We start from the raw sequence: 25,051 nt of genomic DNA on the forward strand, positions 1-25,051 counted from the left end.
CAAATAGGAGGCTTTACTATGCACGTTGAATTTTTAAGTCATTGGTCTGGAAATCTTGGCCGAGAAATGAATCTAAATCGTTATGGTCATGCAGGGATTCCTGTTGTTGTCTTTGCCTCATCTGGCGGTTCTTATAATGAATATGCTGATTTTGGTATGATTGAAGCTTGTCGTGGCTCTATTGAAGCTGGTCATGTTCAATTTTTCACCTTAACGAGTTACGATAGTGAAAGCTGGTTGGCGGACTGGAAGTCTATTCATGACAAAGCAGAAGCTCACCGCGCCTACGAACGCTATGTGATTGAAGAAGCGATTCCATTTATCAAACATAAAACAGGCTGGTTTGATGGCATGATGACGACTGGTTGCTCGATGGGTGCCTACCACGCGCTGAATTTCTTCCTTCAGCATCCAGATGTTTTCACAAAAGTTATCGCTCTATCAGGTGTCTATGACGCTCGTTTCTTCAACAACAATCAAGACTATGGCAATGACGATGCTGTTTATCAAAACTCACCATCAGATTACATTTGGAACCAAAACGACGGCTGGTTTATTGATAAATACCGTCAGGCAGATATTATTGTCTGTACAGGTTTAGGTGATTGGGAACAAGACGGCTTGGACTCATTCTACAACCTCAAACGTGCCTTTGAAGAGAAGAATATCCCAGCTTGGTTTGATACTTGGGGAACAGATGTGGCCCACGACTGGGTTTGGTGGAGAAAACAAATGCCATTCTTCCTCCATTCTATCGGACTTTAAGCTAGAAAGGACTACCTATGAATTATCTCGTTATTTCACCTTTTTATCCAGAAAATTTTCAACCATTCACCATTGAATTGGCTAAAAAAGAAGGCGTTACGGTCCTAGGTATCGGGCAAGAACCGTACGATCAATTGCCAGAAGAACTTCGCAATGCTCTTACAGAATACTTCCGTGTGGAAGACTTGGAAAATATTGATGAAGTCAAGCGTGCAGCTGCCTTCTTGATATACAAGCATGGTCCAATTGACCGTGTAGAATCCCACAATGAACATTGGCTTGAAAATGATGTCGAACTCCGTGAACAATTTAATATTTTTGGAGCTAAGCCAAGTCATCTTAAAAAGACAAAATTCAAGTCTGAAATGAAGAAATATTTCTCCAAAGCAGGTGTTCCTGTTGTGCCAGGTATGGTCGTCAAATCGGAGAAAGACATTGATAAGGCTGTTAAGACAATTGGCTTCCCAATGATTGCCAAGCCTGACAATGGTGTTGGAGCATCAGGTACCTTTAAATTGACCCAAAAAGCTGACTTGGGAACCTTTAAAGAGGCTTGGGATGGACAAACAGCATATTTCTTTGAAAAATTTGTCAATTCAAGCATTATTACAACCTATGATGGATTGGTGGACAGCAAGGGAAATGTTGTTTTCGAAACAGGTTTGACCTATGTTCACACTCCGCTGGAACTGATGTTGTCTAGAAAGGACAATGCTTACTTCATCGAGAAAGAACTGGATCCAAAACTAGTAAAATATGGTCGCGCGATTATCAAAGCCTTCGGTATGAAAGAGCGTTTCTTCCATATTGAATTTTTTAAGGATGGTAAAGATTATATTGCTATTGAATACAATAACCGTATGGCTGGTGGCTTCACTGTAGAAGCTTACAACTATGCTCATTCGATTGACCTTTTCCGTGATTATGCCAATGTAGTGACAGGTGGAACAGTTGAGGAGCGTAGATTTGAACCTCAATACTGCTTGGTAGCAACTCGCCGAGATACGACCGAATATGTTCACTCAGCAGATGACATTCATCAACGATTTGCTGGCAAGATTAAGACCGTCAAACGCATGCCAGATGCCTTTGCTGAATTGCAAGGAAATGATGCTTATCTTCTCGTGACTGAGAGCAAGGAAGAATTAGACGACATGATTGCCTTTATTGGGGAGACAAAATAGACTAGATTGAAAGACGCCAGAAATGGTGTCTTTTTTTCTTTCCTTACAAAGCTGTAAGTTTTTTAATCAGAACTGTAAGAGAGCGCAAGTGGGATATTTTCTATAATAGACTCATAAGAAAGAGAAAGAAGGAAATTATATGTCATTCAAATTTTTACAAGCCAAGCAAATGTTTGATAAATCACAAGAAAGCAACCATTTAGAAGAGCAAGAAAAACAAGCTGAATTTTTATTTGAACTGGAACATGAATTGTTGCACCGCAACTGGATGTATTAGGAGGAGATTATTTTGAAAACTTACAATGCTTATCAACTGAAACTGGCTATGGCTGGCTTGATGGTTCTGGATCATCTGGATATCATTCCAGGTTTTATCCCAAATCAACTTGGCTTGGTCTTTCACATGATGACTCGCTGTGTCGCAGTTTTCTTTGCCTACATGTTGGTTGAAGGCTATCTTCATACGAGTAATGTCAAAGCCTATTTGTTACGGCTGTATGGGGCAGCAGGAATCATGGCTCTTGGCAATACTCTGCTAAACAATTTTTACCAGTCAAAAGAGATTTACATGAGCAACAATATCTTTATGACCCTAGCAGTCGGATTAACTTTACTGGTTTGTCTTAGAAATTTTGCTGAACATAGTAGAAAGCAACAAATCGTTCAGGTCGTGCTGGCAGGTTTATTGACAATCTTAGGAGCTTTGTTCACAGAAGGGGGTTCGGTGGTCTTGCCCTTCATCCTCATTACATATATGGGACGCAAATCATTAGTTAAACGCAACATCGCTTATGGAATATTGGCCCTATTGTTACTATTTTTGTCCTATCAACCTTATGAAACTATTGAGGTGACCGTTCAGATGATGCTCTACAATGCTGACTGGTTATTTATCTTGGTCTTGCCAATTCTTAGTCTTTATAATGGACAAGCAGGGCCCCGCACAGCATTTTCACGCTATTTCTTTTACATTTTCTATCCGCTACACTTGTGGCTACTGGCAACCATTGCCTTCTTTATCTAACCTTACAATCTTGTAAGTTTTTAGGTCAGAATTGTAAGAGAAGGCAGATAGAATATTTTCTATAATAGACTCATAAGAAAGAGAAAGAAGGAAAATACATGTCATTCAAATTTTTACAAGCCAAGAAAATGGAAGAAAAGGTATTCTCAGAAAAAAAGAAAGCTGAACTCTTGGAACAAGCCTTATTCTTAGAAGAGCTCGCCCATGATTTGCAAAGTATAAGATTTATGGCATACTAGAGGGAGGAAACTATGAAAAAGAAAGTATTTGGCTTGCTAGCTTTGGGCAGTATAATGCTAACCGCTTGTTCTTCTTCTTCAGCAGGCCTTAGCTTTGATGAGGGCTATCAAACTTTCCATTACAAGGGAAAAGACTATGCCGTTAGCAAACAGGAAGTTGCCAAAGATAGTATTCGAGGAACAGAAGTTAAGTTTATGGAATGGCCTGTTGTCAAAGAAGAAGGGACAGTGAAAAAGACAGTGTCCTTGAATAATCTCTATGTAACATCCAGCAATGACTGGGCCATCGGTGTCCAGGATGGTTATTATAAGGTGGATTTAGAAGATAATATTGCTGAATCAGACCGAATCGACTATCAAGCATTACTTGATACAGTTGATTTATCCAAAGAAAACAATTAGGAGTTTGTATGTTATTAGAAATCAATCATTTAGAAAAAGTTTACCGCACGCGCTTTTCAAAAGAGGAAACTCGTGCCTTGCAAGATGTGGATTTTAAGGTAGAAGAGGGCGAGTTTATCGCCATCATGGGTGAAAGTGGTTCAGGTAAGACGACTTTGCTCAACATTCTAGCAACCCTGGACAAGCCGACGAGGGGCTCTGTTATCTTAAACAATCAGGATATTACTAAAATCAAGGAAAGCAAGCTAGCAGATTTCCGTTTGCGTAACCTAGGTTTTGTCTTCCAAGATTTTAATCTCTTGGACACCCTGTCCATCCAAGACAATATCTTTTTACCTCTGGTATTGGCCCGTACCAGCCATGAGGAAATGGAAAAACGTTTGAAGGTTTTAGCACCAAAACTGCGGATTCAAGATTTGCTGAAAAAACGTCCTTTTGAACTGTCTGGTGGACAAAAGCAGCGCGTGGCCATTGCCCGTAGTTTGATTACCCAGCCACAAATTGTCCTAGCGGACGAACCGACAGCTGCCCTAGATTACCGCAATTCGGAAGACTTGCTGAATTTGTTTGAAGACATTAACCTAGACGGACAAACCATTCTCATGGTGACCCACTCAGCCAACGCAGCCAGCCATGCCAAACGTGTTCTCTTTATCAAGGATGGTCGGATTTTCCACCAATTGTACAAGGCAGGCAAGAGCAATCAAGACTTTGTCAAGGAAATTTCGCTCAATATGTCTGCACTTTTAGGGGGTGAGTAGATGTTTTACCTCAAACTTGCTGGGCAAAATATCCGGAAATCCATGGGTGTCTTTGCTCCTTTTGTTTTAGCCAGTCTGGTCCTCTTTACCTTGATTTGTTCCATGTTCTTGCTCATGCTGAGTCCGGTCATGAAAACCATGGGAACAGGGGCAGTCTCTATCGGGCTGGGTGTCGTTGTATTGACCATTTTCTCGCTGATTATGGAAATATACAGCTTTAATTTCCTCATGCAACAACGGACTAGAGAGTTCGGGCTCTACAATATGCTGGGGATGAACAAGAAGAAGGTAGCCTTGGTTGCTAGTATTGAATTGCTGTTCATCTTCCTCTTGGTTGTTGTGATTGGCTCAGCCTTGGCTGGTGTATTTTCAAATGTTCTCTATTTGATTTTTGTGAATCTGACCAATTTTAGTGACTTACACTTTAGTATTTCAGCTCTGGCATTTGTCATGACCGCCTTTCTCTTTGCAGGCATCTTCTTCATCTTAGAAATACTGGCTATTCGTACCATTGGCAAGACCAGTCCGCTGATTTTGTTCCGAGCTAGTGAAAAAGGGGAAAAAGAGCCACGTGGGAATCTCCTCTTGGCAGCACTTGCTGTCCTTAGCCTAGGTGTTGGATACTACCTGTCACTTTCGTCTCAATCGGCAGGTCTGGCTGTTATCTATCGTTTCTTTATCGCTGTGCTCTTTGTCATTGCGGGGACCTACTTGTTCTACATCAGCTTTATGACTTGGTATTTGAAGGCTCGGCGGAAAAACAAACGCTATTTCTACACGCCAGAGCATTTTATTACTACATCGCAGATGATTTTTCGGATGAAGCAGCACGCAACAGGCTTGGCCAATATCACGCTACTTGCGGTCATGGCCTTTGTCACCATTGCGACAACGACTTCCCTCTATACAGGCATGGCAAATATGACCAGTGGACTTTATCCAAAGGAAACATCTATTACCTATCATGTTGCGGATAGAAGTCAAGGGGAAAGTGCCTATCAGCAATCGGTGCTCAGCCATTTTCCAGAAAAAGCCAATGACAGCTTATCTTATCTGACCTATCAAGCTGGTTTGGTCTATGATGGTGGCAAGGAGATTGTCATCAGTCCAGAAACCATTGCCAATCCAGACTTTAGTAAGATGGCCTTTACCTACTTCATCACCCAAGAAGATTTCAGAAAGTTGGGCAATGACTTGCCAGAACTGGCTGCCAATCAAGTTGCCTTTATGCGTCCGAGTGAAAAGCCTTTGCTAGAGAAAGTCACTTTGGGTGATAGTAGCTTTGAGAACGTAGCCAATCTTGATACAGCTATTTTCCCAGACATCACCAATACGCTCAATGCTGCCGTCATGGTGGTCAGTGATGATAGTGTCTTGGAAACCATTCGCAGTTACTATGAGTCAAATAATCCGCAAGGCTATCAGGTTAGTCTGGACTACCGTGTCTTTACCGACATGACCAATGAGGAACTAGCGAAAGTCGGTGAACAGGCAGGTGATGCCTACAATATCAGCGATGCTAGTGGAGAATCTTTTGGTTACGTCATGCAAAAAACAGACTTCAATAATATGATCATGGGCTTTACAGGTGGATTCCTCTTCACAGGCTTCTTGTTGGGCATTAGTTTCTTGCTGGGTGCTGCCTTGATTATCTACTACAAGCAGTATTCGGAAGGGCATGAGGACAAGAAATCCTACAAGATTTTACAGGAAGTGGGGATGAGCCAGCAGGCTGTCAAGAAAACCATCAACTCTCAAACACTCTTGGTCTTCTTTATGCCTTTAGCTATGGCGACCTTGCACTTTGTCGTCGCCCTGGTCATGCTCAAACAAATGTTGATGGTGTTTGGTGTGGTTTCTTCTAGCATGATTTACACGGTTAGTGGTATTACATTGCTTGTAATTGCCTTGATCTACTTTATCATTTACAAGTGGACCAGTCGAACCTATTATCGCATTATTGAACGGTAGTGGGTATAAAGAATAAATTGAAACATGTAGAAATTGAAAATCGTTTCTACATTTTTTTGTTACACACAAGTGTTTCTGGAAAAGAAGAAATGAACATGCTATACTTACATAAGTGGTAAGAACCTGTATTCACAGTTCAGTTTTTCCAACTAAGGCTAGTTTTTCAGTTACTCATCGTTAGTTTTTTTCAAAATATAGTCAATATTTCCTAAAAAACTGCCTTGATTAGCGAAAAACTATCTCTTATCTAAAAAGCAATTTACTTGTGAATGACGGTTCTAAGTATTTTCGAGGTTAGTTTATGGGCAAATTATTAGCAACAAGAATGCGTAGCAGAAGGAAAGAATTAAAATTATCGCAAACTGAATTAGCGGAAGGGATTTGTGAACAGACGCAGATTAGCCGAATCGAACGTGATATAGAATACAGTCCTGGTGCGGAATTAGTTTATGCACTTGCTAAACGCTTACAGGTACCAATGAACTACTTTTTCGAACAGGATAGCCAGATTGAATCTGACTTTTTGGCTCCATTTTGCTCTCTTTCTAAGAGGTTATTAGACCAGAGAGATTACGAATCCTTAAACTATATCTATCATACAGAAGTCAAACGAACTACAACCCTCCCCTTATCAGACCAACTATATTTACAATGGATAGAAGCAATTGTCCTATTTCATTTCAACAATAATCAGATTGAGGCTATCCAAAAGTTGGAAAACTTATTGCTGAAATACAATGAATACGACTGGGAGTATTTAAATATAGCCAATACCTTGCTCAATTTTTATTTTATATCTGACCATCATTCACGTTTTACTGAGTTGTATCAGCATATGTAAAAGCTATTTAACCATGTTAGCTGTCAGACAATTGACGAGTTAGAAATACTCATTAAATGCCGTTATAATTTCTGTCGCTTTCTTTGGTTGACGAAAAAAATAGAACAAGCTATGAATGAAATTTTTGATACGATTGCGATTTGCTTGGAGAAGAATAGTTTGTACTGTTTAGCAGACCTCTATTGTCTGTTAGGAAATGTCAGCGAAGAGTTTGCAACAAAAGAAGTTGTTAAGCAGTATTTTATCACAGCACAACATATCTATCAGCTAGAAAAAAATGAAAAAATGGCACTAGCACTTGAACGCTATATTTGCGAGAATTTTTAATGGATTAAAATTGACGAATCGATAGTTCGTCTTTTTTCTAGTTTTTAAATAGGTTTATTGTTCTAAAGAAAATAAAAAGATAGATAAACATATAATCTGTTGACAATTATAAAAGTATATATTAGGATAAAAGAAAACAGAGGATTCCAAATGAAGAAAGTAAGTATAAAAATTCTAAATTTCCTATTATTTATCTCAATAATAACAATTGTGGTAAAATCTTCAACATTCTTTCCAATAAAGCCTTTAGGATTTGATCCTGGTGAACACTATATCTTTTTTGGATGAAATAATTTTTAAATGGAGGGAGAGATACCAACGAGCTAATGTTTCTAAAACTTTGTTAGGTTTACTCTGAAGTAATTTTCAGTTTTGATAATGATCGAAAAGAAAAATATTATGTTAAAAATTAGAACAGTAGTTATGTCCACTCTCACTCTACTAATGTTTTCTGTTTTTATTCCTGTGTTTGCTGTATCCCATCTAGGCGGAGAATGGACTTATGGAGGTCACCATGATCCGGGAAATTGGGGAGCTTTTTCAAACTACTATCATGGCTCTAGCTGGCACTGGTCATACGTTGGTAGTACAATACGAAATAATCAGAAGAAATCTTCGGCTAGCGCAGGTAGCTCGTCATATGCATTCATTAATACAGATATTGGTGAACATGTTGTATTCGACGCAGGTAAATAATTGTTTTATAAAAAGTGTGAGTACCTTGATATAATTTCGCTATTTTTATTAGTCTATGTACTTTTCAGAATAGTTAAATTTCTATGCAAGGTAGTGCACATAAAATGAGTCTGGCATGTTAAATCCAGACTCATTTTTAAAATAAGGAGCCACGCTTATGAAGAGAATATTTGTTATACTGTCCAACATATTACTCAGTATTTTTCTTGTCTGGGTATTATCCGTTTGGAAAGAAACCTATGTTTCTTATTATTATCCAAATGTAGCAGTTTTAAGCTCCTCGCAGGAAGTGTCTTTTGAGAGTGTAGCGAAGGATTTGGGGAAATTAGCAGAGGAGTCAGATAGCTTGATTGCTGTCCAACATCAAACAGCTGGGGCAGATGGTACATCGGTATTTTCCTATACTCCACTTGGAGAAGGGGAGTTGCCTAAAGGTCTGACCGAGAGTCCACTGGTGGAATCGACAGAGAAAAGCCCTGTGACCAACTATTTTATCTTCCGCGGCTCCTTAAATATTGAGAGTCTCAGAAATGAATTAAGTCAATTAGGTCTGACCAATTTGCACATTATCCGTCCCTCAATGGTAACGAATCTAATTGCATTGTTTGGCAATGGCTTCCAACTAGTTTGTCTAGTCATTTTTTTGCTCACCTTTGCTTCGCTTAGTGTAATCGGTCAAATTCGAACCTTACGAACAGCAGGGATTCGCCTTATTTCTGGAGAAAATCGGTGGAAGATTTTTCTACGAGTATTTGCAGAAGATACAGGAAATGCAGGTCTAGGGTTCATCTGCGGACTCTTGATTGCCTATGCTTTAAGAGTGTATATCCCCTATCCTTTCATTGCTTTTTCAACTATTCTTATGGGATTAGGGTTATATAACCTCATAATTCTATTGCTCTCTCTATGCTTTGTCAGTCTATTTGCAGTTGGAATCAAAAAAATTCACCTGATGCAAGTCATCAAGGGGCAAATTCCGGTTAGAGGAATAATCAGTCTGATTTTAGTTGGTCAGTTGTTAGCTATCATCATTGTTTCCATCGGGACAAATAAAGCGATGGTCTATTCTCGGGCTTGGCAACAGCAGGAGCAGGGACGTGAGGCTTGGCAGGCTGAAAAACAAGTCATTGCCATATCGACTAGTCGAGATGGTTTTGAGCTTGGTATGGGAAAAGAAGAAGCTAGAAAGAAACAAAACATTTGGTTTCAGCTAGTTCACCAGACAGTGTCAGAGGGTAGTGGATTCATGGTCTACCACCAATTGATTGAAAAAGTGATGCAAAATGGAATGGATTCATCAGAGAACCTATCTAGTTCTCCAGTTTGGCGAAACTATGAACCAAATGGAAATGTACTCTTTGTTACACCTAACTATCTAAAACATCAGCAGATAAGAGTTGCACCAGAAATTGAGGAAAAAATCAATCGATTAGAAACTGGAGAATTTATTCTTCTTTTACCTGAATTTCTTCGGTCTGAAGAAGGTGATTATAAAACGAAATTTGAAGAAGATGTCAGCAATCGAATGGCAGATTCAGATCAAGGCCAGCAGATGGTTGCCACTGTATCCTATTTAGAAGAAGGAAAGAATCGGTTTGTCTACAATACCACTCCGATTAGCTACCAGCAATTTCTAAGAGATCCGATTTTGGTTGTACTAACTCCAAAGTCAACTGGGGAGCAGGCTGTTGATTTTTGGGAACAGGCGATTTCACACTATTTTTTCTTTGAAAATCTCGAAGAAGCCAAAAATCTTGTAGAGGTAAATGGGATAGAAAATTGGGTCTCAGAATACCTGCCTGCCTATCAGATTCACCAAACCTTGTTAAAAAATATTCAGAGAGAAGTTTGGACAACAGTGGCAGGGGCTATACTGGGCATACTGACTTCAATCTTACTGTTCAATACAATGAATGAGCTCTACTTTGAAGAATTTAGGCGAGATATCTTTATCAAACGAATTGCAGGGCTAGGGTTCTTTGCTATTCATCGTACCTACCTTATAGCTCAGTTAGGTGTCTTCCTACTTGCATTTATGGCTAGTAGTTTTCTTGTAAGGTCAATCTCACTTGCCTTTTGCGTTTTGTTGTTATTTGTCGGGCTATCAGTTTTCCGATTACAAATGCAAATGAAGAAGGAAATGCAGACCTCCATGTTTGTTTTGAAAGGAGCTTAAGATGATTCGATTAGAAAATGTTGGGAAACAATTTGGGACACGCTCCTTATTTTCCAATCTTTCCATGACCTTTCAAGCTGGAAAAGTCTATGCTTTGATTGGTTCTAGCGGAAGTGGTAAGACTACTTTGATGAATATGATGGCTAAGTTGGAAGGTTATGAAGGTAAGATTTATTATCGAGACAAGGAGTTACGCCACTACAAAGCAAGCGATTTTTTCCGGAAGGAGCTGGGTTACCTGTTTCAGAATTTCGGTCTGATGGAAAGTCAGACAATCGAAGAAAATTTAAACCTTAGCTTTGTTGGTCAAAAAATTGGAAAAAAAGAACGGCAGAGACAAGAAAAAGAAGCATTAAGAGAGGTTGGTTTATCTTATCTCAGCTTGGGCAAACGAATTTATGAGCTGTCTGGTGGAGAGTCGCAACGCGTAGCTTTGGCAAAAATTATTTTGAAAAATCCTCCGTTTATTTTGGCAGATGAACCAACAGCTTCCGTCGATCCAGCCACTGCAAAGGTCATCATGGAAATCCTACTGTCACTGAAACATAAGGATAAATTACTGATTATTGCTACCCACAATCCTGTTATATGGGAAATGGCTGATGAAGTAATTTCTATGAATGACTTGTAGAGCTCGCATTACCACTAAAAAACAGTAGAATCTCATTAGGAGTCCTACTGTTTTTTATCTTTTGCTTATGCGGGATTTCTTGTTTTTTTTAAGTAATGGTGTTACAATGGTAATACCAAAGGAATACTAGATGAGGTGAGAAAATGGCAGCTATTACATTGAAAGTGTCTGAGCAGGACAAGCTCTTTATGCAGGCTATGGCAAAGTTTGAAGGCGTGAGTTTGTCAGAACTCATTCGGACTAAAACCCTTGAAGCCCTTGAAGATGAGTATGATGCGCGTGTGGCAGACATAGCCTGGGCAGAATACCAAGAAGACTTGGCAAACGACATTGAGCCAATAACACTAGAACAAATGGCTGAGGAGTTGGGCATTGAGTTATAAGGTTATTTTGTCTGCTAAGGCTCAAAAACAAATTCGAAAGATGGATAAAACTGCTGCAAGTTTGATTTTGCGGTATCTTTACAAGCATATTGACGGGTGCGACAACCCCAGACAATACGGAAAAGCCTTGACAGCAAATCGTTCTGGGCAATGGCGGTACCGTATCGGAAATTACAGGGTGATCGTCAGTATTGAAGATGATAAATTGATTGTAACTGCCCTTGAAGTTGGGCATCGGAAAGAAATATATAAATAGAAAGCCAAGACCTGTGTCCTGGCTTTTACAGAATGAAGAAGATGAAAAAAGAGAAGATTTATATTGTTGAAGATGATGAGATGATTGTCCAACTCTTGAAACAGCATTTGGGAAAATCTTATCAGGTAGAAAGTGTGCAGAATTTCCGAGCTGTCAGTCAGGAAGTTGCTGAAATCAAACCAGACTTGGTGCTGATGGACATTAGCCTACCCTATTATAACGGTTTTTACTGGACGACAGAGATCCGTAAAACCATGACCATGCCGATTATCTTTATCTCCTCTAGCGATGATGAGATGAATGCGGTCATGGCTATGAACATGGGGGGCGATGATTTTGTTTCCAAGCCTTTTTCACTGGGAATTTTGGATGCCAAAATCGGTGCCTTCCTGCGTCGGGTCAATCTATTCAGCAAATCAACTGACTTGTCTATCGATCAGTTCCAGCTTAGTTTGGATGGGCGTTTTTCAAGCGAATCGGAACAGGTTCAGCTTTCACCTACTGAAACCAAGATTTTATCCACCTTACTAGAAAGACAAGGGCAGATTGTCAGCAAGGAAGAACTCTTGGAAAAACTCTGGGAAAATGAAGAATTTATCGATCAGAATACCCTCAATGTCAACATGACTCGTCTGCGTAAGAAGGTGAGTGAAGTGGGTTTTGACCGAATTCATACTGTTCGTGGCGTGGGGTACTTGGTCAAATGATAGCAAAATTTATACGAGAATACCGTAGTTTTTATTTCGCCTATCTGGTCTTGGCTGGTAGTTTTATCTTGCTCTTTTTACTTTACAAACTGCCCACCGAATTCCTGCAAAACGCTCTGCTATTGTCCCTAACCCTCTTAATCCTACTGACAGTGGGCCTTTTCTGGAAGTTTCGCAACCGCATGAGAGCCTTGGAAGACTATGTCCATGAAGAAGCTCTGCCCCTGCTTAATAAGCCTGTGGACCTTGCCTATCTCAACTTGATTGAAGCGGAGAAGGAGGCGACGCGGGAGCAGCTCTTGGATTATAAGTCGAGGGAAGAGGACCTGCAAGCCATGGTCAAAATGTGGTCTCATCAGATGAAAGTGCCTTTGGCTGCCCTGTCTTTGATGAGCCAGACTGATAATCTCAACCAGCAGGATGTCAATCACCAGCTCTTACGCTTGAACAATTACATGGCAAATCTCCTCAATTACCTCAAACTGACTAACCATGCCAGCGATTTTCGATTTGAACAGGTAGAAGTGAGAGAAGTGGTTGTGGACTTGGTCAAAAAATACCGCAATCAGTTCTTGCAAAAAGACATTTCAGTGACCATCGATGGAAATTGGCTATTGAAGACCGATAAGAAATGGCTCAGTTTTGCCCTATCGCAGATCATCGACAACGCCCTCAAGTACAATAAGACTGGTGGTAAGGTGGCCATTGAATTGAATGGGGGAATTTCCATTTCCGATACGGGAATTGGGATTCTTGCAGAGGACATTCCGCGCCTGTTTGACGAAGGTTTTACAGGTTTTAATGGTCGTGAACACCAAAAAGCGACAGGATTTGGATTGTATCTGACCAAGCGGGTCTTGAATCAGTTGGAACTAGCTATTTCCGTGGAAAGTCAATTGGAAGTTGGTACAACTGTAAGCATTACTAAAGTACAGTAAAAGCTGTGCTTTTTTCATTTTGAAACCGCTTCGAAAATATGATATACTAAATTTAGTTTGAATTAGGAGGTTACTATGTCCCATCATCACGTCTTGCAAAATGGATCAGATATTCGCGGCATTGCTATCGCTACAGACGAATATGCTGTCAATCTCACTCCACAAGCCACCAAGGAAGTGGCTCGCGGACTTATTCATTGGCTAACTCAGAAGCCAGAACTGGCACAGGCCTATCAAAAAGGTCAATTGACCATCGGTATCGGTCGAGACAGCCGTCTCAGCGGTCCAGACTTGGTCGCAGCCTTTACAGAAGAAGCCGTTCGTCTGGGGGTTCAGCTGATTGACTTTGGCATGGCCACCACGCCAGCTCTCTTCATGAGCACCCAGTATCCTCAGTTCAAGTGCCACGCTGGTGTCATGATCACTGCCAGCCACCTGCCTTATTACTTCAACGGCATTAAGATTTTTTCGGAAAATGGCGGAGCGGAGCACGAAGATATTGACTTCATCCTCTCGCATAGTGAAGACTTGCCAGCTTCTTCCCTTGGAAGTGTTACCAGTGCAGACCTGATTACGCCTTATGCCCAAGACTTGGTTGGTAAAATTCGTACCGCCTGTGGTGGACAAGAAAAACCACTGACAGGACTTAATATCATCGTCGATGCTGGAAACGGTGCAGGCGGATTTTTTGCTGAGAAAGTGTTGGCAGAATTGGGAGCAGACACCACAGGCTCGCAATTCCTAGACCCAGACGGAACCTTCCCAAACCATGTTCCAAACCCAGACAACAAGGAAGCTATGGAAAGCATTCGCCAGGCCGTCTTGAAGCAAGGGGCAGATCTTGGTATTATCTTTGATACCGACGTTGACCGTGCTGCCCTGGTCACCAAGTCAGGGGAAATTCTCAACCGTAACAACCTGATTGCTGTTCTCGGCCAGATTGTCCTAGCTGAACATCCAGGAACCAGCATTGTGACCAATTCTCCAACAACTGAACACCTTAAAGTCTTTATAGAAAGCCTGGGCGGCAAACAAATTCGCTATATTTCAGGCTATCGCAACGTGATTAACCGTGCTATTTTAGCAAACCAAGAGGGAGTTGATTGCCAGTTGGCTATCGAAACCTCAGGACACGCTGCCTTTAAGGAAAATTACTTCCTTGATGACGGAACTTATGTGGCGGCTAAGATCCTCATGCTCTTACCAAAACTGCAAGTGGAAGGCAAGTCCTTGGACGACTTGATTGCCCAGCTTAAACAACCGCTGGAAACCCAAGAAGTGCGTTTCAAACTAGAAGCGGCAGACTATCGAGCACTGGGTGAACAGGTCATTGCTGACCTCCGCCAAACCAGCCTCGAAGGCTTTGCTTTTAACCCAGAGAACGAAGAAGGAGTGCGGTTTGACCTGACTGAGCCTTATGGTGACGGCTGGCTCTTGCTCCGTATGAGTCTCCACGAGCCACTATTGGTCTTGCAGGTGGAGAATGACCAGACTGGCTATATTCCTGCCGTTTTACAAACACTCTCAACCTTTTTGGAACAGTACCCAGCAGTCAATCAGGACAAATTGAAAGAATTGATTTAGATTGAGTAGAAAAAGGAGTAAGTTTGAGCTTACTCCTTTATTAATTTACATAATTAAATTTACGCAACATCACAACTGATCCAGAGCATTTTTCTGCTCATCGTTGACGATATGGGTATAGAGGTCGGTTACCTGGGTATTGGCGTGGCCCAGCTGATGACTGACCAGAACTTGCGACTTGGTGGCGTCGTAGAGTCGTGTTGCCAGCGTGTGACGGAGTTTGTGGGGTGTCACACGTATCTTGAAGTCCGCAGAATATTTGGCAACCATTTTTTCGATAGAAGAAGCGTCGATACGATTGGGCAGACCACGGTATTCAGACAAGAAGAAGGCTGTATCCGTTTTTTCAGCCTTGTAGCGTTGTTGACGGATGCTCATATAGGCTTCCAGATAGGGCTTAGCAAAACCAGCTACATTGACCAAGTCCCGTTTACCACCTTTACGGGTTACTTCGATAATCATCATATTGAGGTTTACATCTCGAAGATCCAAATTCACTGCTTCTGACAGACGGACGCCAGAAGCCAAGAGAAGTGCCAGAATCGCCAAATCCCGCTCCTTATTTTTCTGGAAGGATGAGAGGGCACGTTTGGATAACTTTACCTGGTATTCTTTATCGACATAGTCCAAGAACTCCATAGTTTCATCGCCCAAAAAGAGCTTTTGCTTGATGTTTTCCGCCCGCGCTGCCAAGGTTTCCTTCTTCTTCTTGGTGGACACCTTCTTCATGACATTGCGGTAGAAGTAGGGCTCGCCCTGCTCATTTTCCACTTCTTCGGTTAAATACTTGAAGAGACTAGAAAGGGCCGACAGGGTACGGTTAATGGTGGTCTGCGACACACCATTCTGCGTGGTATTGGCGTTCAGCAAGGGACGCTCCCGCAGATATAGGATAAAGGCTTCCATATCTTTCTTGGTCAGATGTTCCAGAACATCCAGCGGAATGTCAGCAATCCGTTCAACAGCCACCAAATCCGAATCCTGTAGCCACTCAAAAAAACGACGGTATTCTTTCAAGTATTCATATAAGGTAGTAAAACTGTAAGGCACAGACAACTTGGACTGATAATATTCCAAAACATACCAAGGCATGACTTCCTTCAGCTGATCAATTTTTTCCAATAATAACTCGCGTCTCATCATTTTCTCCTGATTTTAGCTATATGAGTAGTATAGCATAATCTTATATAAGTTTCAAGAAAATTATAGTTTTTCGGAAAGATGTGCGTAGGGATATTGTAGCTATAACCCCCAAAATTTTATAACTAGAAATTTTTTTCACGCCCAAAATTTCAAAAATCTACATTATTTCACGGTAAACTTACTGAGCATTAGAATCTCCTTCGCAACCTCTTCTGGCTTCAAACTGTCTGTGTTTAACCTTTGCCCCGGAATATGACTTTCAAAAGCTTTTAAACAAACATCAAGATGCCTTTTGGCCCAGATGTTGTCTTCATTGACTCGATTATCTAAACGTTCTAAAATGGTTGTTTTGTCAGCTAACAAAATATAATGTTCCAAAGGAATCTTATCCTTTATCAATTGCTGAATAATCTCCTGATAATATTCTTTCTTATAGATTGTCATGGGAATAATAATAATCTTATCAGTTTTAGCCGCTAAATCAAATACTATTTTATAAGTAATCTGTCGCCAAACGGAATAATCTTGAAAATCTTCAGGACATACAGTCTGAGGTAATTGATGTTGTAAGAAATTACCTAGTAACTCGGGATCATATAGATATGAGTTTTCTATTCGTTTGTGTAATATATTTGCTAAAGTAGTCTTTCCGACACCGAATGGGCCATTTAACCAAATAATCATACAGTATTCCTTTCTATTTTTACAAAAATAGTTTACATAAAATAAAATATGTAAACTATTTTCTTCTATAAAATCAATAAAACATATAATACTAGGACACTAATGATACTAAATAGCGAACCAATTAAATAGTATTCAGCAAAGGCTTGGCTTTTGGATATTTTATCATAGCGTGCGATGGACTTTGCTGTAAATACCAGTCCGATAGCTGTGTATTGGCCTAGAAGTAGAAAAATTCCCATTATGAGGCGCTCCAATTGACCAATCAAGGCTCCTGCACCTGTCACAGTCTGCTCTTCTTCTCCTTCCGCTACCTGATATTTGCTAAAGTAGAGTTTGAAAAGAATATTGACGGGCTTGCTGATCAGAAGGATAAAAAGGATTTGCAGGAGGAGATAATTTGGTTCAATCCAGAGTGAGTGTGAAGCGACATTAACACCGATAGTGTGATAAAGAATGATGATAGAGATGATATGTAGAAATTGATCAACTAGGAATGCTCCAGCTTCCCAGGAGTCCTTTATCCAATGGTGTTTGTTGAGAAAATATTTGACATAGTCAATCGCAAGATGGCTCAGCCAAACTTGAAAAAATAAATCTCCGTTTTGAATTGGGACAAGTAAGTATAAGATAAGAAGAGGGATAGCAACAATGAAAAGGTGCACGAAAAGAGCTTTCAAATGAAGCTTTTTAGCATCTGCCAGTGCTTGACTTTGGAAGGTGAAATCACTTAAAAAGTGGGCAATAAGCAAGGCTGTTAAAACTGGATGTTGAATAAGATAGCTAGAAATAACTGAAAATGACATGCTTTATCCTTCTTTCTGACTGAGCTGGAGAATCAAATTCATGGCAGTTTGACGATTACGCAGGTAGAGTTTGATTCCACTGGATTTCAAACGTTTGGTAAAGGCGCTTTGACTGAGTTTCATTTTCTCAGCAATTGGCTTTTGTGTGAAATCTTCTTGATAGATTTTTTGGGAGATTAAGGTTTCAAACAGATCCGTTTGCGAACGATTCCAAGCAGCTTTGATGAAATCGCTAGAAGTTAGCAAGGGGTTGATCACACGATCGATTTGCTTATATTCAGATGAAAAGGCAATTTTGCTGGTACCATAGTCATGGTTGTCGTGGATGAAGTCAATAGCCTTGCGTGCTTCCCAATAAGCTGGACCATCTGCTCCAATACTTAGCTTGGGATCGATAGCTGTTAGAATCTCACCCACACCAATTCCAAATCGAATCTCCACCTCATCACGAAAGGCTAATTGGATTTGGTCAATCATCAAAAAAATATAAGGGTTAGGCTTGCATAAGGCTTGAAATTCATCTCCCTTTGTAATGGTAAAAGGCGATGCGAAGTCCTGAGCGAAGGAATGATTGATTCTATTCAGCTGTTGTTTTAGCCGCTCTTGGATACTAGAGCGGTTGGAAGTCTGTTTTGAATTGACAATATCTCCTATTATTGCGATATAATTCATAACTTGTCCTCTGTTTTTTATTATATTTCTATTATAACGGACAATATAAAGAATGTCCACTAAAAAGGACATTTTCAATTATTTCCATTATAACGGAAATCGTTTGGGTTCAAAAATCATTTTTTCTGCTTTGCTACTTCTATTTTATATTGCTGTATCTTACTTCTTCGAATAAAAAGTAAAAAAGAAGAGATTATTTTCTCTTCTTTTTAGCTTTTTTTATCTTATTGGCTTGGCGTTTCATGGCTTGTTTCATAGCAAACTCGCCGATTCTACCTTTCAAACCGCCTCCAAACATTTGGGACATGTCTGGCATACCAGCCCCTCCCATCAGTTGGCTCATATCAGGCATACCTGCACCGCCCATCATATCTTCAAGAGCAGACATATCCATACCGTTCATGTTTGGCATGTTTCTAGGTAGATTATTTGGGTTGATTCCCATTTGTTTCATCATTTTGTTCATGTCGCCTGACATGACACCCTGCATCATGGTTTTCGCTTGGTTGAAATCCTTGATAAATTTATTGACTTCGACAAAGCTATTTCCAGAACCATTAGCAATACGACGACGACGGCTAGGTGTCAACAATTCAGGATTTTCACGTTCGGCTGGTGTCATAGAAGATACGATAGCTCGTTTTCGTGCAATTTCACGCTCGTCAACTTTCAAGTTGGCAAGGGCTGGGTTACCCGCCATACCTGGAATCATCTTCAGCAGGTCTTCCATTGGTCCCATATTCTGAACTTGGTCCAATTGATCGATGAAATCGTTGAAATCAAAGGTATTTTCACGCATTTTTTCAGCGAGTTCCAATGATTTCTTCTCATCATATTCTTTGCTGGCTTTTTCAATCAAGGTCAGCATGTCACCCATGCCCAGAATACGTGAGGACATACGGTCTGGGTGGAAGGTCTCGATGTCGGTGATTTTTTCACCAGTACCGGTGAATTTGATTGGCTGACCAGTAATGTGACGGACAGACAAGGCTGCACCACCACGTGTATCGCCGTCAATCTTGGTCAAAATCACACCAGTAATAGCCAGTTGATCATTGAACTCACGCGCAACGTTGGCAGCTTCCTGACCAATCATGGCATCGACGACCAAGAGGATTTCATTTGGCTGAGCAAACTCTTTGATTTCTCTCAATTCGGCCATAAGGGTTTGGTCAATCTGCAAACGACCGGCTGTATCAATCAAGACATAGTCATTGTGATTGGCTTTGGCTTGCTCCAAACCTTGACGAACGATTTCCAGGGCAGGGACTTGATTGCCCAACTCGAATACAGGTACATCAATTTGTTGACCAAGGGTCTTCAACTGGTCAATGGCAGCTGGACGATAAATATCGGCAGCAATCAAGAGTGGACGGGCATTCTCTTCCTGCTTGAGTTTGTTAGCCAACTTACCTGTGAAGGTCGTTTTACCAGCACCCTGCAAACCAGCCATCATAATGATAGTTGGAATTTTTGGTGATTTGATAATTTCTGAAGTTTCAGAACCCAATACAGCCGTCAATTCTTCATCAACGATTTTGATGATTTGTTGAGCAGGGTTCAGAGTGTCAATGACTTCATGACCGATAGCACGTTCACGTACTTTCTTGATGAAATCTTTGACAACTGGCAAGGCAACGTCGGCTTCTAGCAAGGCTAGACGGATTTCCTTGGTTGCTTCCTGAATATCACTCTCAGAAATTTTTCCCTTACGGCGCAGATTTTTAAACACATTCTGCAAACGTTCTGTTAAGCTTTCAAAAGCCATATACTTCTCCTCTTATTCTCTATTATCAATACTGGTTAGAATAGCGATTTTTTCCTTCAAATAAGCATCTTCTGGATACTTGTTCAGTATTTCATCGAAAATCTGGCTACGCACCACATAGTCAGAATACATATGTAGCTTCATCTCGTAGTCTTCCAGTAATTTTTCTGTTCGTTTAATGTTATCATAGACCGCCTGACGGCTGACTTGAAATTCTTCAGCAATCTCAGCCAAACTGTAATCATCGGCATAATAGAGCTCAATGTAGTTCATTTGCTTGTTTGTTAGCAAGGCTGCGTAGAATTCAAATAAGGCATTCATTCGGTTGGTTTTTTCAATTTCCATGAACTTTATTATATCAAAAATTCCATATTTTATAAATAAGAAAATCCGTCATCACTAGAAAGATTACGGATTTTAAAACGTTTTACATAATTATTTTTATGCTAACTATTTTCTAAATAGAATTCGAAACGTTCTCCAACGTACTGACTATTTACAAATTCAAATGCTTGACCATCTTCGAGATAAGATACCTGTTTTAGTGCGAGAATAGCCTGGTTTTTAGAAATTTGTAAATATTGAGCCACTTTGTCATTGGCTAAACGAGCAAAAATGGTTTGTTTGCTCGTTCCAATTCGATAACCATTGTCTATAAGTGTTTTAAAGAAATGGTTGGTAACATCTTCTTTGGGGACATTTTTTATCAAGCGTTCAGGAATGCTGGCAACCTCATACACGACAGGAACATTATCTGCATAGCGGACCCGCTCCATTCGAATAACATACTCGCCACGGGATAAACCTAATTGTTCAACTTCTTTCTCATTAGGTTTGGTTCGTGTATAGGATAATAATTTGCTGCTTGGCGTCTTTCCTTGGAGTTGTACTAATTCAGTAAAGGAAGTCGTGCCTCGCATCTTTTCTTGAACCCGTGTACTGGCGACATAAGTACCGGAACCAATCTTGCGTTGTAGCACCCCTTCCTCCACTAAAAGTGTGATTCCTTGACGGAGTGTCATACGAGAAACACCAAATTCATCTGCTAAATCGCGTTCACTTGGTAAACGTTGACCAATTTTCCAGATTCCGTTATCGATTTGTTCCTTAATTTTATCGTGAATTGTGATATATGCTGCTTTCATTTATCTAGCCTTTCTCTTCTTTCTAGTTTACCAAAAATAAAGGCGTTTGGCTAATTCAGGCCACACTCCATTGGTAAAATTCTCCTAGGCAAACAATGAAGTCAGCTTACCTAAAATAAAGTAAGTAAAAACAATAAAAATACGAACACTAACATTTTTATTATCATTCATAGTTTGCAAAACAGATATTTAACAAATAAAATTTGGAAAATGTTCGCTTTTATGTTAAAATAACTACTAGTATTTGAATTTTTTTCAAAACGAAAGGGAAAAACATGACAAAACAAGATGTCCAAAAAATTATTGTATTGGATTATGGTAGCCAGTACAACCAACTTATTTCACGTCGAATTCGTGAATTTGGTGTCTTTTCAGAATTGAAAAACCATAAAATTACAGCTGAGGAAGTCCGTGCCATCAATCCAATTGGTATCGTTCTTTCAGGTGGACCAAACTCTGTGTACGCAGAAAATGCCTTTGATATTGATCCTGAAATCTTTGAATTAGGTATTCCAATCTTGGGTATTTGCTACGGCATGCAGTTGATCACTCATAAGTTGGGTGGTAAAGTTGTTCCTGCTGGCGAGGCTGGTAATCGTGAGTATGGTCAATCAACACTTCAATTGAAAGCTGATTCAGCTCTGTTTGCTGGAACGCCTGAAGAGCAATTGGTTCTCATGAGCCACGGTGATGCTGTAACAGAGATTCCTGCTGACTTCCACTTGGTTGGTCTTTCTGCTGACTGTCCTTTTGCTGCTATTGAAAACACAGAACGCCGTATCTACGGTATTCAGTTCCACCCAGAAGTTCGTCATTCGGTTTATGGAAATGATATTTTGAAAAACTTCGCATTTGGTATCTGTGGTGCTAAGGGCGACTGGACAATGGAAAACTTCATTGAAACAGAAATCGAAAAAATCCGTCAAACAGTCGGTGACAAGAAAGTCTTGCTTGGTTTGTCAGGCGGTGTCGATTCATCTGTTGTTGGTGTCCTTCTTCAACGTGCTATCGGTGACCAGTTGACTTGTATCTTTGTTGACCACGGTCTTCTTCGTAAGAATGAAGGTGATCAAGTTATGGAGATGTTGGGTGGCAAATTCGGCCTCAATATTATTCGCGTTGGTGCTGCTAAGCGTTTCTTGGATTTACTTGCTGGCGTATCTGACCCTGAGAAGAAACGTAAAATCATCGGTAATGAATTTGTTTATGTATTTGACGATGAAGCAAGCAAGTTGACTGATGTTGAATTCCTAGCGCAAGGAACGCTTTATACCGATATTATCGAGTCAGGAACGGATACTGCAGAGACAATCAAATCTCACCACAACGTTGGTGGTCTGCCAGAAGATATGCAGTTCAAGTTGATTGAACCGCTCAATACTCTCTTTAAAGATGAGGTTCGTGCCCTCGGTACTGCACTTGGTATGCCGGATGAAGTTGTATGGCGCCAACCATTCCCAGGACCAGGCCTTGCCATTCGTGTCATGGGTGAAATCACTGAGGAAAAGCTTCAAACCGTTCGCGAATCTGACGCTATCTTGCGTGAGGAAATTGCAAAAGCGGGTCTTGAACGCGATGTGTGGCAATATTTCACGGTTAATACTGGCGTTCGCTCTGTAGGTGTCATGGGAGATGGTCGTACCTACGACTACACTATCGCCATCCGTGCTATCACTTCTATCGATGGAATGACAGCTGACTTTGCCAAACTACCATGGGATGTTCTTCAAAAAATCTCTGTCCGCATCGTAAACGAAGTAGACCACGTCAACCGCATCGTCTATGATATAACAAGTAAACCACCAGCAACCGTTGAGTGGGAATAATGGAGAGGCTTGATTTACCTTCAAAATAGCGATTCTACAGCAGTTTAGCAGGAACAAACTAGTCTAAAAAGGGTGAATCTTCGTTTGATTCCCCCCTAAATCCCCCCGAAAAAAGAATTAGCTAGAAATTTTTTCTGGCTAATTCTTTTTATATACTATTGATTTGTTTCAAATCCGTCATCAAATTCTTCACTGTGATAAGAACGTTCGTCTCCATCGTTTTCAAATGTTTTTGAAAATAATTCATCAGTATTTGCTGAAGTAAATAGATTGTTAAAATTCGTATACCTATTTGATTGCAAGGCATTCCAGTCATCCCCTAGAGGTATTTTTTTAGGTAACTCTTTCGCCTCCCCTTTAAATACTATTGAATCACAACAAAAAAGGCAATCAACTAAGTTTTTCTTAATTGATTGCCTGGTATCTTCTTAAAGACTTGAAATCCCCTCAAAAACCCGATATAATGGGTTTACAGATATTTAAGTATCTGATTAATAAAGTAATTAAATACTTTACCAAATTTTGGGTCTCGACTTCTTTAATTGATTGGTGGTAATCAATTAAGGCTCGCAGTTAAAGTTTCTCAGGCTTTAACTGGTCGTGGCTCTTTTTTTGTATTCTTTATTCAGTTCGTTGTTTCGTTATATCTAGTATATCGCTTTTTAAAAAAATAAGCAATGATTTCGTGCATTATTCACACGAAATCATTGCTTTTTTCTTCTTCCATTTCTAACTCCAATGTTACTTGTTCTGTTTCTGGTTCTGGTTCTGTTGGCTCATTTGGGATTAAATCCACTACTAGCGTTGAGTTAGTTAACTTTGCAATTTGTTCTAGTGTTTTTATGGTTGGATCTGATTTTCCTGATTCTATTCGTGAATAATTTGATCTACTCATTTCTAATTCTTGGGAGAATTTTTCTTTTGATTTGGTACCTCTCATCTTTTTTAAGCTTTCTCTAAATGCTAGTTCCAAGTTTCTCCCCCCTCTTTTTGTGTCATAAAATTCACGCTTTATTTAAATTATAGCTTTTAATATCTTAATAAACAAGTGATTAATCACTTGTGATTTGTGATTAATCACTTGTGATTTGTGATAAGTGATTTGTGATTAATATATAAAAGCCCTCTTTAAAGGGCTTTTATGTTTATTTTGAAAAAGAGATAAAATCAATATATCCCTTTTCCCCAATTTTTACAACGGCATTGTAGGGCTTTTTCTCTTTGTTTTTGATTCCTTTTACCAGGGTTTCTTTTCCCTCCAGTAATTCTTTTACATTCGTTTTGGTTAGTTTTTTCTTTCTAAAATGTTCAGCTAAAGTAAACTTACATTCAGGATAATTTGAACAACCATAAAACGATTTTTTTAATACAATATTGTTGCCACACTTAGGACATTTTCCTACAAGGGGTCCCGAGCGCTTAGTGGGAATTTGTACCCCTTATCGATACAAATTCCCCGTAGGCGCTAGGGACCTCTTTAGCTTCTTGGAAGCTGTCAGTAGTATATCTAATAATTTATCTCCATTCCCTTTAGTAACATGTAACTTTCCAAATTTAAAAAAGCGACTCATAGAATTATTTCCTCCCGTTAAATAATAGATAACTATTAAAAATAGACAATACTTGCTCATAAGTAATGGTACTTAAATTGTTTACTTTGGCGTGTTTCATTGCTTGATGAAACTGATTTTTAGTAAACAGTTGACGATATTCTCGATTGACCCATTTTGAAACAAAGTACGTATATAGCTTCCAATATTTATCTGGAACATCTGTGGTATGGCGGGTAAGTTTTATTAAGACACTGTTTACTTTTGGTTTAGGATGAAAGCATTCCGCTGGCAGCTTAAGCAATTGCTGAATCGAGACTTGAGTGTGCAAGAGCAACCCTAGTGTTCGGTGAATATCCAAGGTACGCTTGTAGAATCCTTCTTCAACAATCAGATAGATGTCAGACGCATGGCTTTCAAAAACCACTTTTTTAATAATTTGTGTGCTTAAATTGTAAGGAATACTCCCAACAATTTTATACCTCTGTTTGTTAGGGAATTGAAACTGTAGAATATCTTGGTGAATTAAAGTGACACGAGTATTCAGTTTTAATTTTTCTGACGATAAGTTG

The 25,051-nt window shown here is 39.9% G+C and carries 28 protein-coding genes and 1 pseudogene; 19 read left to right on the forward strand and 10 right to left on the reverse strand.

Going from position 1 to position 25,051, the window contains the following annotated elements; genetic code table 11:
• The first annotated feature begins 18 nt into the window (after nucleotides 1-18).
• The 18 genes from ODU39_RS03355 to ODU39_RS03440 all read left to right on the forward strand — a co-directional run bounded on the left by ODU39_RS03355 (nucleotide 19) and on the right by ODU39_RS03440 (nucleotide 14,885).
• Nucleotides 19-765 (forward strand): esterase family protein, encoded by a 747-nt coding sequence (locus ODU39_RS03355; RefSeq protein WP_024376612.1) that lies wholly within the window; start codon nucleotides 19-21, stop codon nucleotides 763-765.
• A gap of 17 nt (nucleotides 766-782) precedes the next feature.
• Nucleotides 783-1,949: an acetyl-CoA carboxylase biotin carboxylase subunit family protein gene (locus ODU39_RS03360; protein WP_398579849.1), complete on the forward strand. Its 1,167-nt coding sequence runs from the start codon at nucleotides 783-785 to the stop codon at nucleotides 1,947-1,949.
• Between the two features lie 139 nt (nucleotides 1,950-2,088).
• Complete coding sequence (locus tag ODU39_RS03365) at nucleotides 2,089-2,226, forward strand: hypothetical protein (RefSeq protein ID WP_162841163.1); 138 nt, start codon at nucleotides 2,089-2,091, stop codon at nucleotides 2,224-2,226.
• Between the two features lie 12 nt (nucleotides 2,227-2,238).
• Complete coding sequence (locus ODU39_RS03370; protein ID WP_254613443.1) at nucleotides 2,239-2,973, forward strand: TraX family protein; 735 nt, start codon at nucleotides 2,239-2,241, stop codon at nucleotides 2,971-2,973.
• A 98-nt stretch (nucleotides 2,974-3,071) separates the two neighbouring features.
• A complete protein-coding gene (locus ODU39_RS03375) occupies nucleotides 3,072-3,212 on the forward strand; it encodes a hypothetical protein (protein ID WP_105139034.1) in 141 nt (46 codons plus the stop codon).
• A gap of 12 nt (nucleotides 3,213-3,224) precedes the next feature.
• Nucleotides 3,225-3,614 (forward strand): NisI/SpaI family lantibiotic immunity lipoprotein, encoded by a 390-nt coding sequence (locus tag ODU39_RS03380; protein WP_398579848.1) that lies wholly within the window; start codon nucleotides 3,225-3,227, stop codon nucleotides 3,612-3,614.
• Between the two features lie 8 nt (nucleotides 3,615-3,622).
• Complete coding sequence (locus ODU39_RS03385; protein WP_398579847.1) at nucleotides 3,623-4,375, forward strand: ABC transporter ATP-binding protein; 753 nt, start codon at nucleotides 3,623-3,625, stop codon at nucleotides 4,373-4,375.
• Nucleotides 4,376-6,346, forward strand: a complete 1,971-nt coding sequence (locus tag ODU39_RS03390; protein ID WP_398579846.1) for an FtsX-like permease family protein — start codon at nucleotides 4,376-4,378, stop codon at nucleotides 6,344-6,346.
• A 301-nt stretch (nucleotides 6,347-6,647) separates the two neighbouring features.
• The gene (locus tag ODU39_RS03395; protein ID WP_253247310.1) at nucleotides 6,648-7,187 is read left to right on the forward strand and encodes a helix-turn-helix domain-containing protein; all 540 of its coding nucleotides are present in this window, start codon (nucleotides 6,648-6,650) and stop codon (nucleotides 7,185-7,187) included.
• 45 nt (nucleotides 7,188-7,232) lie between these two features.
• Nucleotides 7,233-7,514: a hypothetical protein gene (locus ODU39_RS03400; protein WP_301178351.1), complete on the forward strand. Its 282-nt coding sequence runs from the start codon at nucleotides 7,233-7,235 to the stop codon at nucleotides 7,512-7,514.
• A 399-nt stretch (nucleotides 7,515-7,913) separates the two neighbouring features.
• On the forward strand, nucleotides 7,914-8,210 hold the full coding sequence (locus ODU39_RS03405) for a lactococcin 972 family bacteriocin (protein ID WP_148115762.1): 297 nt from the start codon (nucleotides 7,914-7,916) through the stop codon (nucleotides 8,208-8,210).
• 157 nt (nucleotides 8,211-8,367) lie between these two features.
• The gene (locus ODU39_RS03410) at nucleotides 8,368-10,386 is read left to right on the forward strand and encodes a DUF1430 domain-containing protein (RefSeq protein ID WP_105257515.1); all 2,019 of its coding nucleotides are present in this window, start codon (nucleotides 8,368-8,370) and stop codon (nucleotides 10,384-10,386) included.
• A 1-nt stretch (nucleotide 10,387) separates the two neighbouring features.
• Nucleotides 10,388-11,017: a putative bacteriocin export ABC transporter gene (locus ODU39_RS03415; RefSeq protein WP_105148459.1), complete on the forward strand. Its 630-nt coding sequence runs from the start codon at nucleotides 10,388-10,390 to the stop codon at nucleotides 11,015-11,017.
• Nucleotides 11,018-11,160: 143 nt separating this feature from the next.
• Nucleotides 11,161-11,400, forward strand: a complete 240-nt coding sequence (gene relB / locus ODU39_RS03420; protein WP_398579845.1) for a type II toxin-antitoxin system RelB family antitoxin — start codon at nucleotides 11,161-11,163, stop codon at nucleotides 11,398-11,400.
• The gene (locus tag ODU39_RS03425; protein ID WP_024401228.1) at nucleotides 11,390-11,656 is read left to right on the forward strand and encodes a type II toxin-antitoxin system RelE/ParE family toxin; all 267 of its coding nucleotides are present in this window, start codon (nucleotides 11,390-11,392) and stop codon (nucleotides 11,654-11,656) included. Before relB ends, ODU39_RS03425 begins: the two co-directional genes overlap by 11 nt.
• Nucleotides 11,657-11,688: 32 nt before the next feature.
• Nucleotides 11,689-12,363 carry a response regulator transcription factor gene (locus ODU39_RS03430; RefSeq protein WP_398579844.1) on the forward strand — a complete coding sequence of 225 codons (675 nt, stop codon included), beginning with the start codon at nucleotides 11,689-11,691 and terminating at the stop codon, nucleotides 12,361-12,363.
• Complete coding sequence (locus ODU39_RS03435; RefSeq protein ID WP_105139426.1) at nucleotides 12,360-13,301, forward strand: sensor histidine kinase; 942 nt, start codon at nucleotides 12,360-12,362, stop codon at nucleotides 13,299-13,301. The genes ODU39_RS03430 and ODU39_RS03435 overlap by 4 nt, the downstream gene beginning before the upstream one ends.
• Nucleotides 13,302-13,376: 75 nt before the next feature.
• Nucleotides 13,377-14,885, forward strand: a complete 1,509-nt coding sequence (locus tag ODU39_RS03440; protein ID WP_398579843.1) for a phosphomannomutase/phosphoglucomutase — start codon at nucleotides 13,377-13,379, stop codon at nucleotides 14,883-14,885.
• Nucleotides 14,886-14,954: 69 nt separating this feature from the next.
• Here the strand turns inward: ODU39_RS03440 and xerS are convergent, their stop codons facing one another.
• The 7 genes from xerS to ODU39_RS03475 form a co-directional block, all read right to left on the reverse strand.
• The gene (gene xerS / locus ODU39_RS03445) at nucleotides 14,955-16,025 is read right to left on the reverse strand and encodes a tyrosine recombinase XerS (protein ID WP_105178812.1); all 1,071 of its coding nucleotides are present in this window, start codon (nucleotides 16,023-16,025) and stop codon (nucleotides 14,955-14,957) included.
• Between the two features lie 165 nt (nucleotides 16,026-16,190).
• On the reverse strand, nucleotides 16,191-16,712 hold the full coding sequence (locus tag ODU39_RS03450; protein WP_398579842.1) for an AAA family ATPase: 522 nt from the start codon (nucleotides 16,710-16,712) through the stop codon (nucleotides 16,191-16,193).
• Nucleotides 16,713-16,777: 65 nt separating this feature from the next.
• Nucleotides 16,778-17,518, reverse strand: coding sequence for a DUF3307 domain-containing protein (locus tag ODU39_RS03455; protein WP_398579841.1), 741 nt, complete (start codon nucleotides 17,516-17,518; stop codon nucleotides 16,778-16,780).
• A gap of 3 nt (nucleotides 17,519-17,521) precedes the next feature.
• Nucleotides 17,522-18,190 (reverse strand): SatD family protein, encoded by a 669-nt coding sequence (locus tag ODU39_RS03460; protein WP_398579840.1) that lies wholly within the window; start codon nucleotides 18,188-18,190, stop codon nucleotides 17,522-17,524.
• Nucleotides 18,191-18,383: 193 nt separating this feature from the next.
• Nucleotides 18,384-19,958 (reverse strand): signal recognition particle protein, encoded by a 1,575-nt coding sequence (gene ffh / locus ODU39_RS03465; protein ID WP_398579839.1) that lies wholly within the window; start codon nucleotides 19,956-19,958, stop codon nucleotides 18,384-18,386.
• A 12-nt stretch (nucleotides 19,959-19,970) separates the two neighbouring features.
• Complete coding sequence (locus ODU39_RS03470; protein ID WP_398579838.1) at nucleotides 19,971-20,303, reverse strand: putative DNA-binding protein; 333 nt, start codon at nucleotides 20,301-20,303, stop codon at nucleotides 19,971-19,973.
• A 101-nt stretch (nucleotides 20,304-20,404) separates the two neighbouring features.
• On the reverse strand, nucleotides 20,405-21,103 hold the full coding sequence (locus ODU39_RS03475; protein ID WP_024410069.1) for a GntR family transcriptional regulator: 699 nt from the start codon (nucleotides 21,101-21,103) through the stop codon (nucleotides 20,405-20,407).
• A gap of 275 nt (nucleotides 21,104-21,378) precedes the next feature.
• Between ODU39_RS03475 and guaA the strand changes: the two genes are divergently transcribed.
• Nucleotides 21,379-22,929: a glutamine-hydrolyzing GMP synthase gene (guaA, locus tag ODU39_RS03480; RefSeq protein ID WP_398579837.1), complete on the forward strand. Its 1,551-nt coding sequence runs from the start codon at nucleotides 21,379-21,381 to the stop codon at nucleotides 22,927-22,929.
• A gap of 694 nt (nucleotides 22,930-23,623) precedes the next feature.
• Here the strand turns inward: guaA and ODU39_RS03485 are convergent.
• From ODU39_RS03485 to ODU39_RS03495, 3 genes and pseudogenes are all read right to left on the reverse strand, one after another.
• Nucleotides 23,624-23,902: a helix-turn-helix transcriptional regulator gene (locus ODU39_RS03485; protein ID WP_024407057.1), complete on the reverse strand. Its 279-nt coding sequence runs from the start codon at nucleotides 23,900-23,902 to the stop codon at nucleotides 23,624-23,626.
• A 172-nt stretch (nucleotides 23,903-24,074) separates the two neighbouring features.
• Nucleotides 24,075-24,335 (reverse strand): annotated as a pseudogene (locus ODU39_RS03490) (topoisomerase DNA-binding C4 zinc finger domain-containing protein); the annotation flags it as partial.
• 169 nt (nucleotides 24,336-24,504) lie between these two features.
• Nucleotides 24,505-25,051: rRNA adenine N-6-methyltransferase family protein (locus tag ODU39_RS03495; RefSeq protein WP_398581433.1), on the reverse strand; the 547-nt coding region annotated here is incomplete at its 5' end.

Origin of the sequence: Streptococcus sp. 2021WUSS126 (genome assembly GCF_044427255.1) — a bacterium.
Lineage (GTDB): Bacteria > Bacillota > Bacilli > Lactobacillales > Streptococcaceae > Streptococcus > Streptococcus hashimotonensis.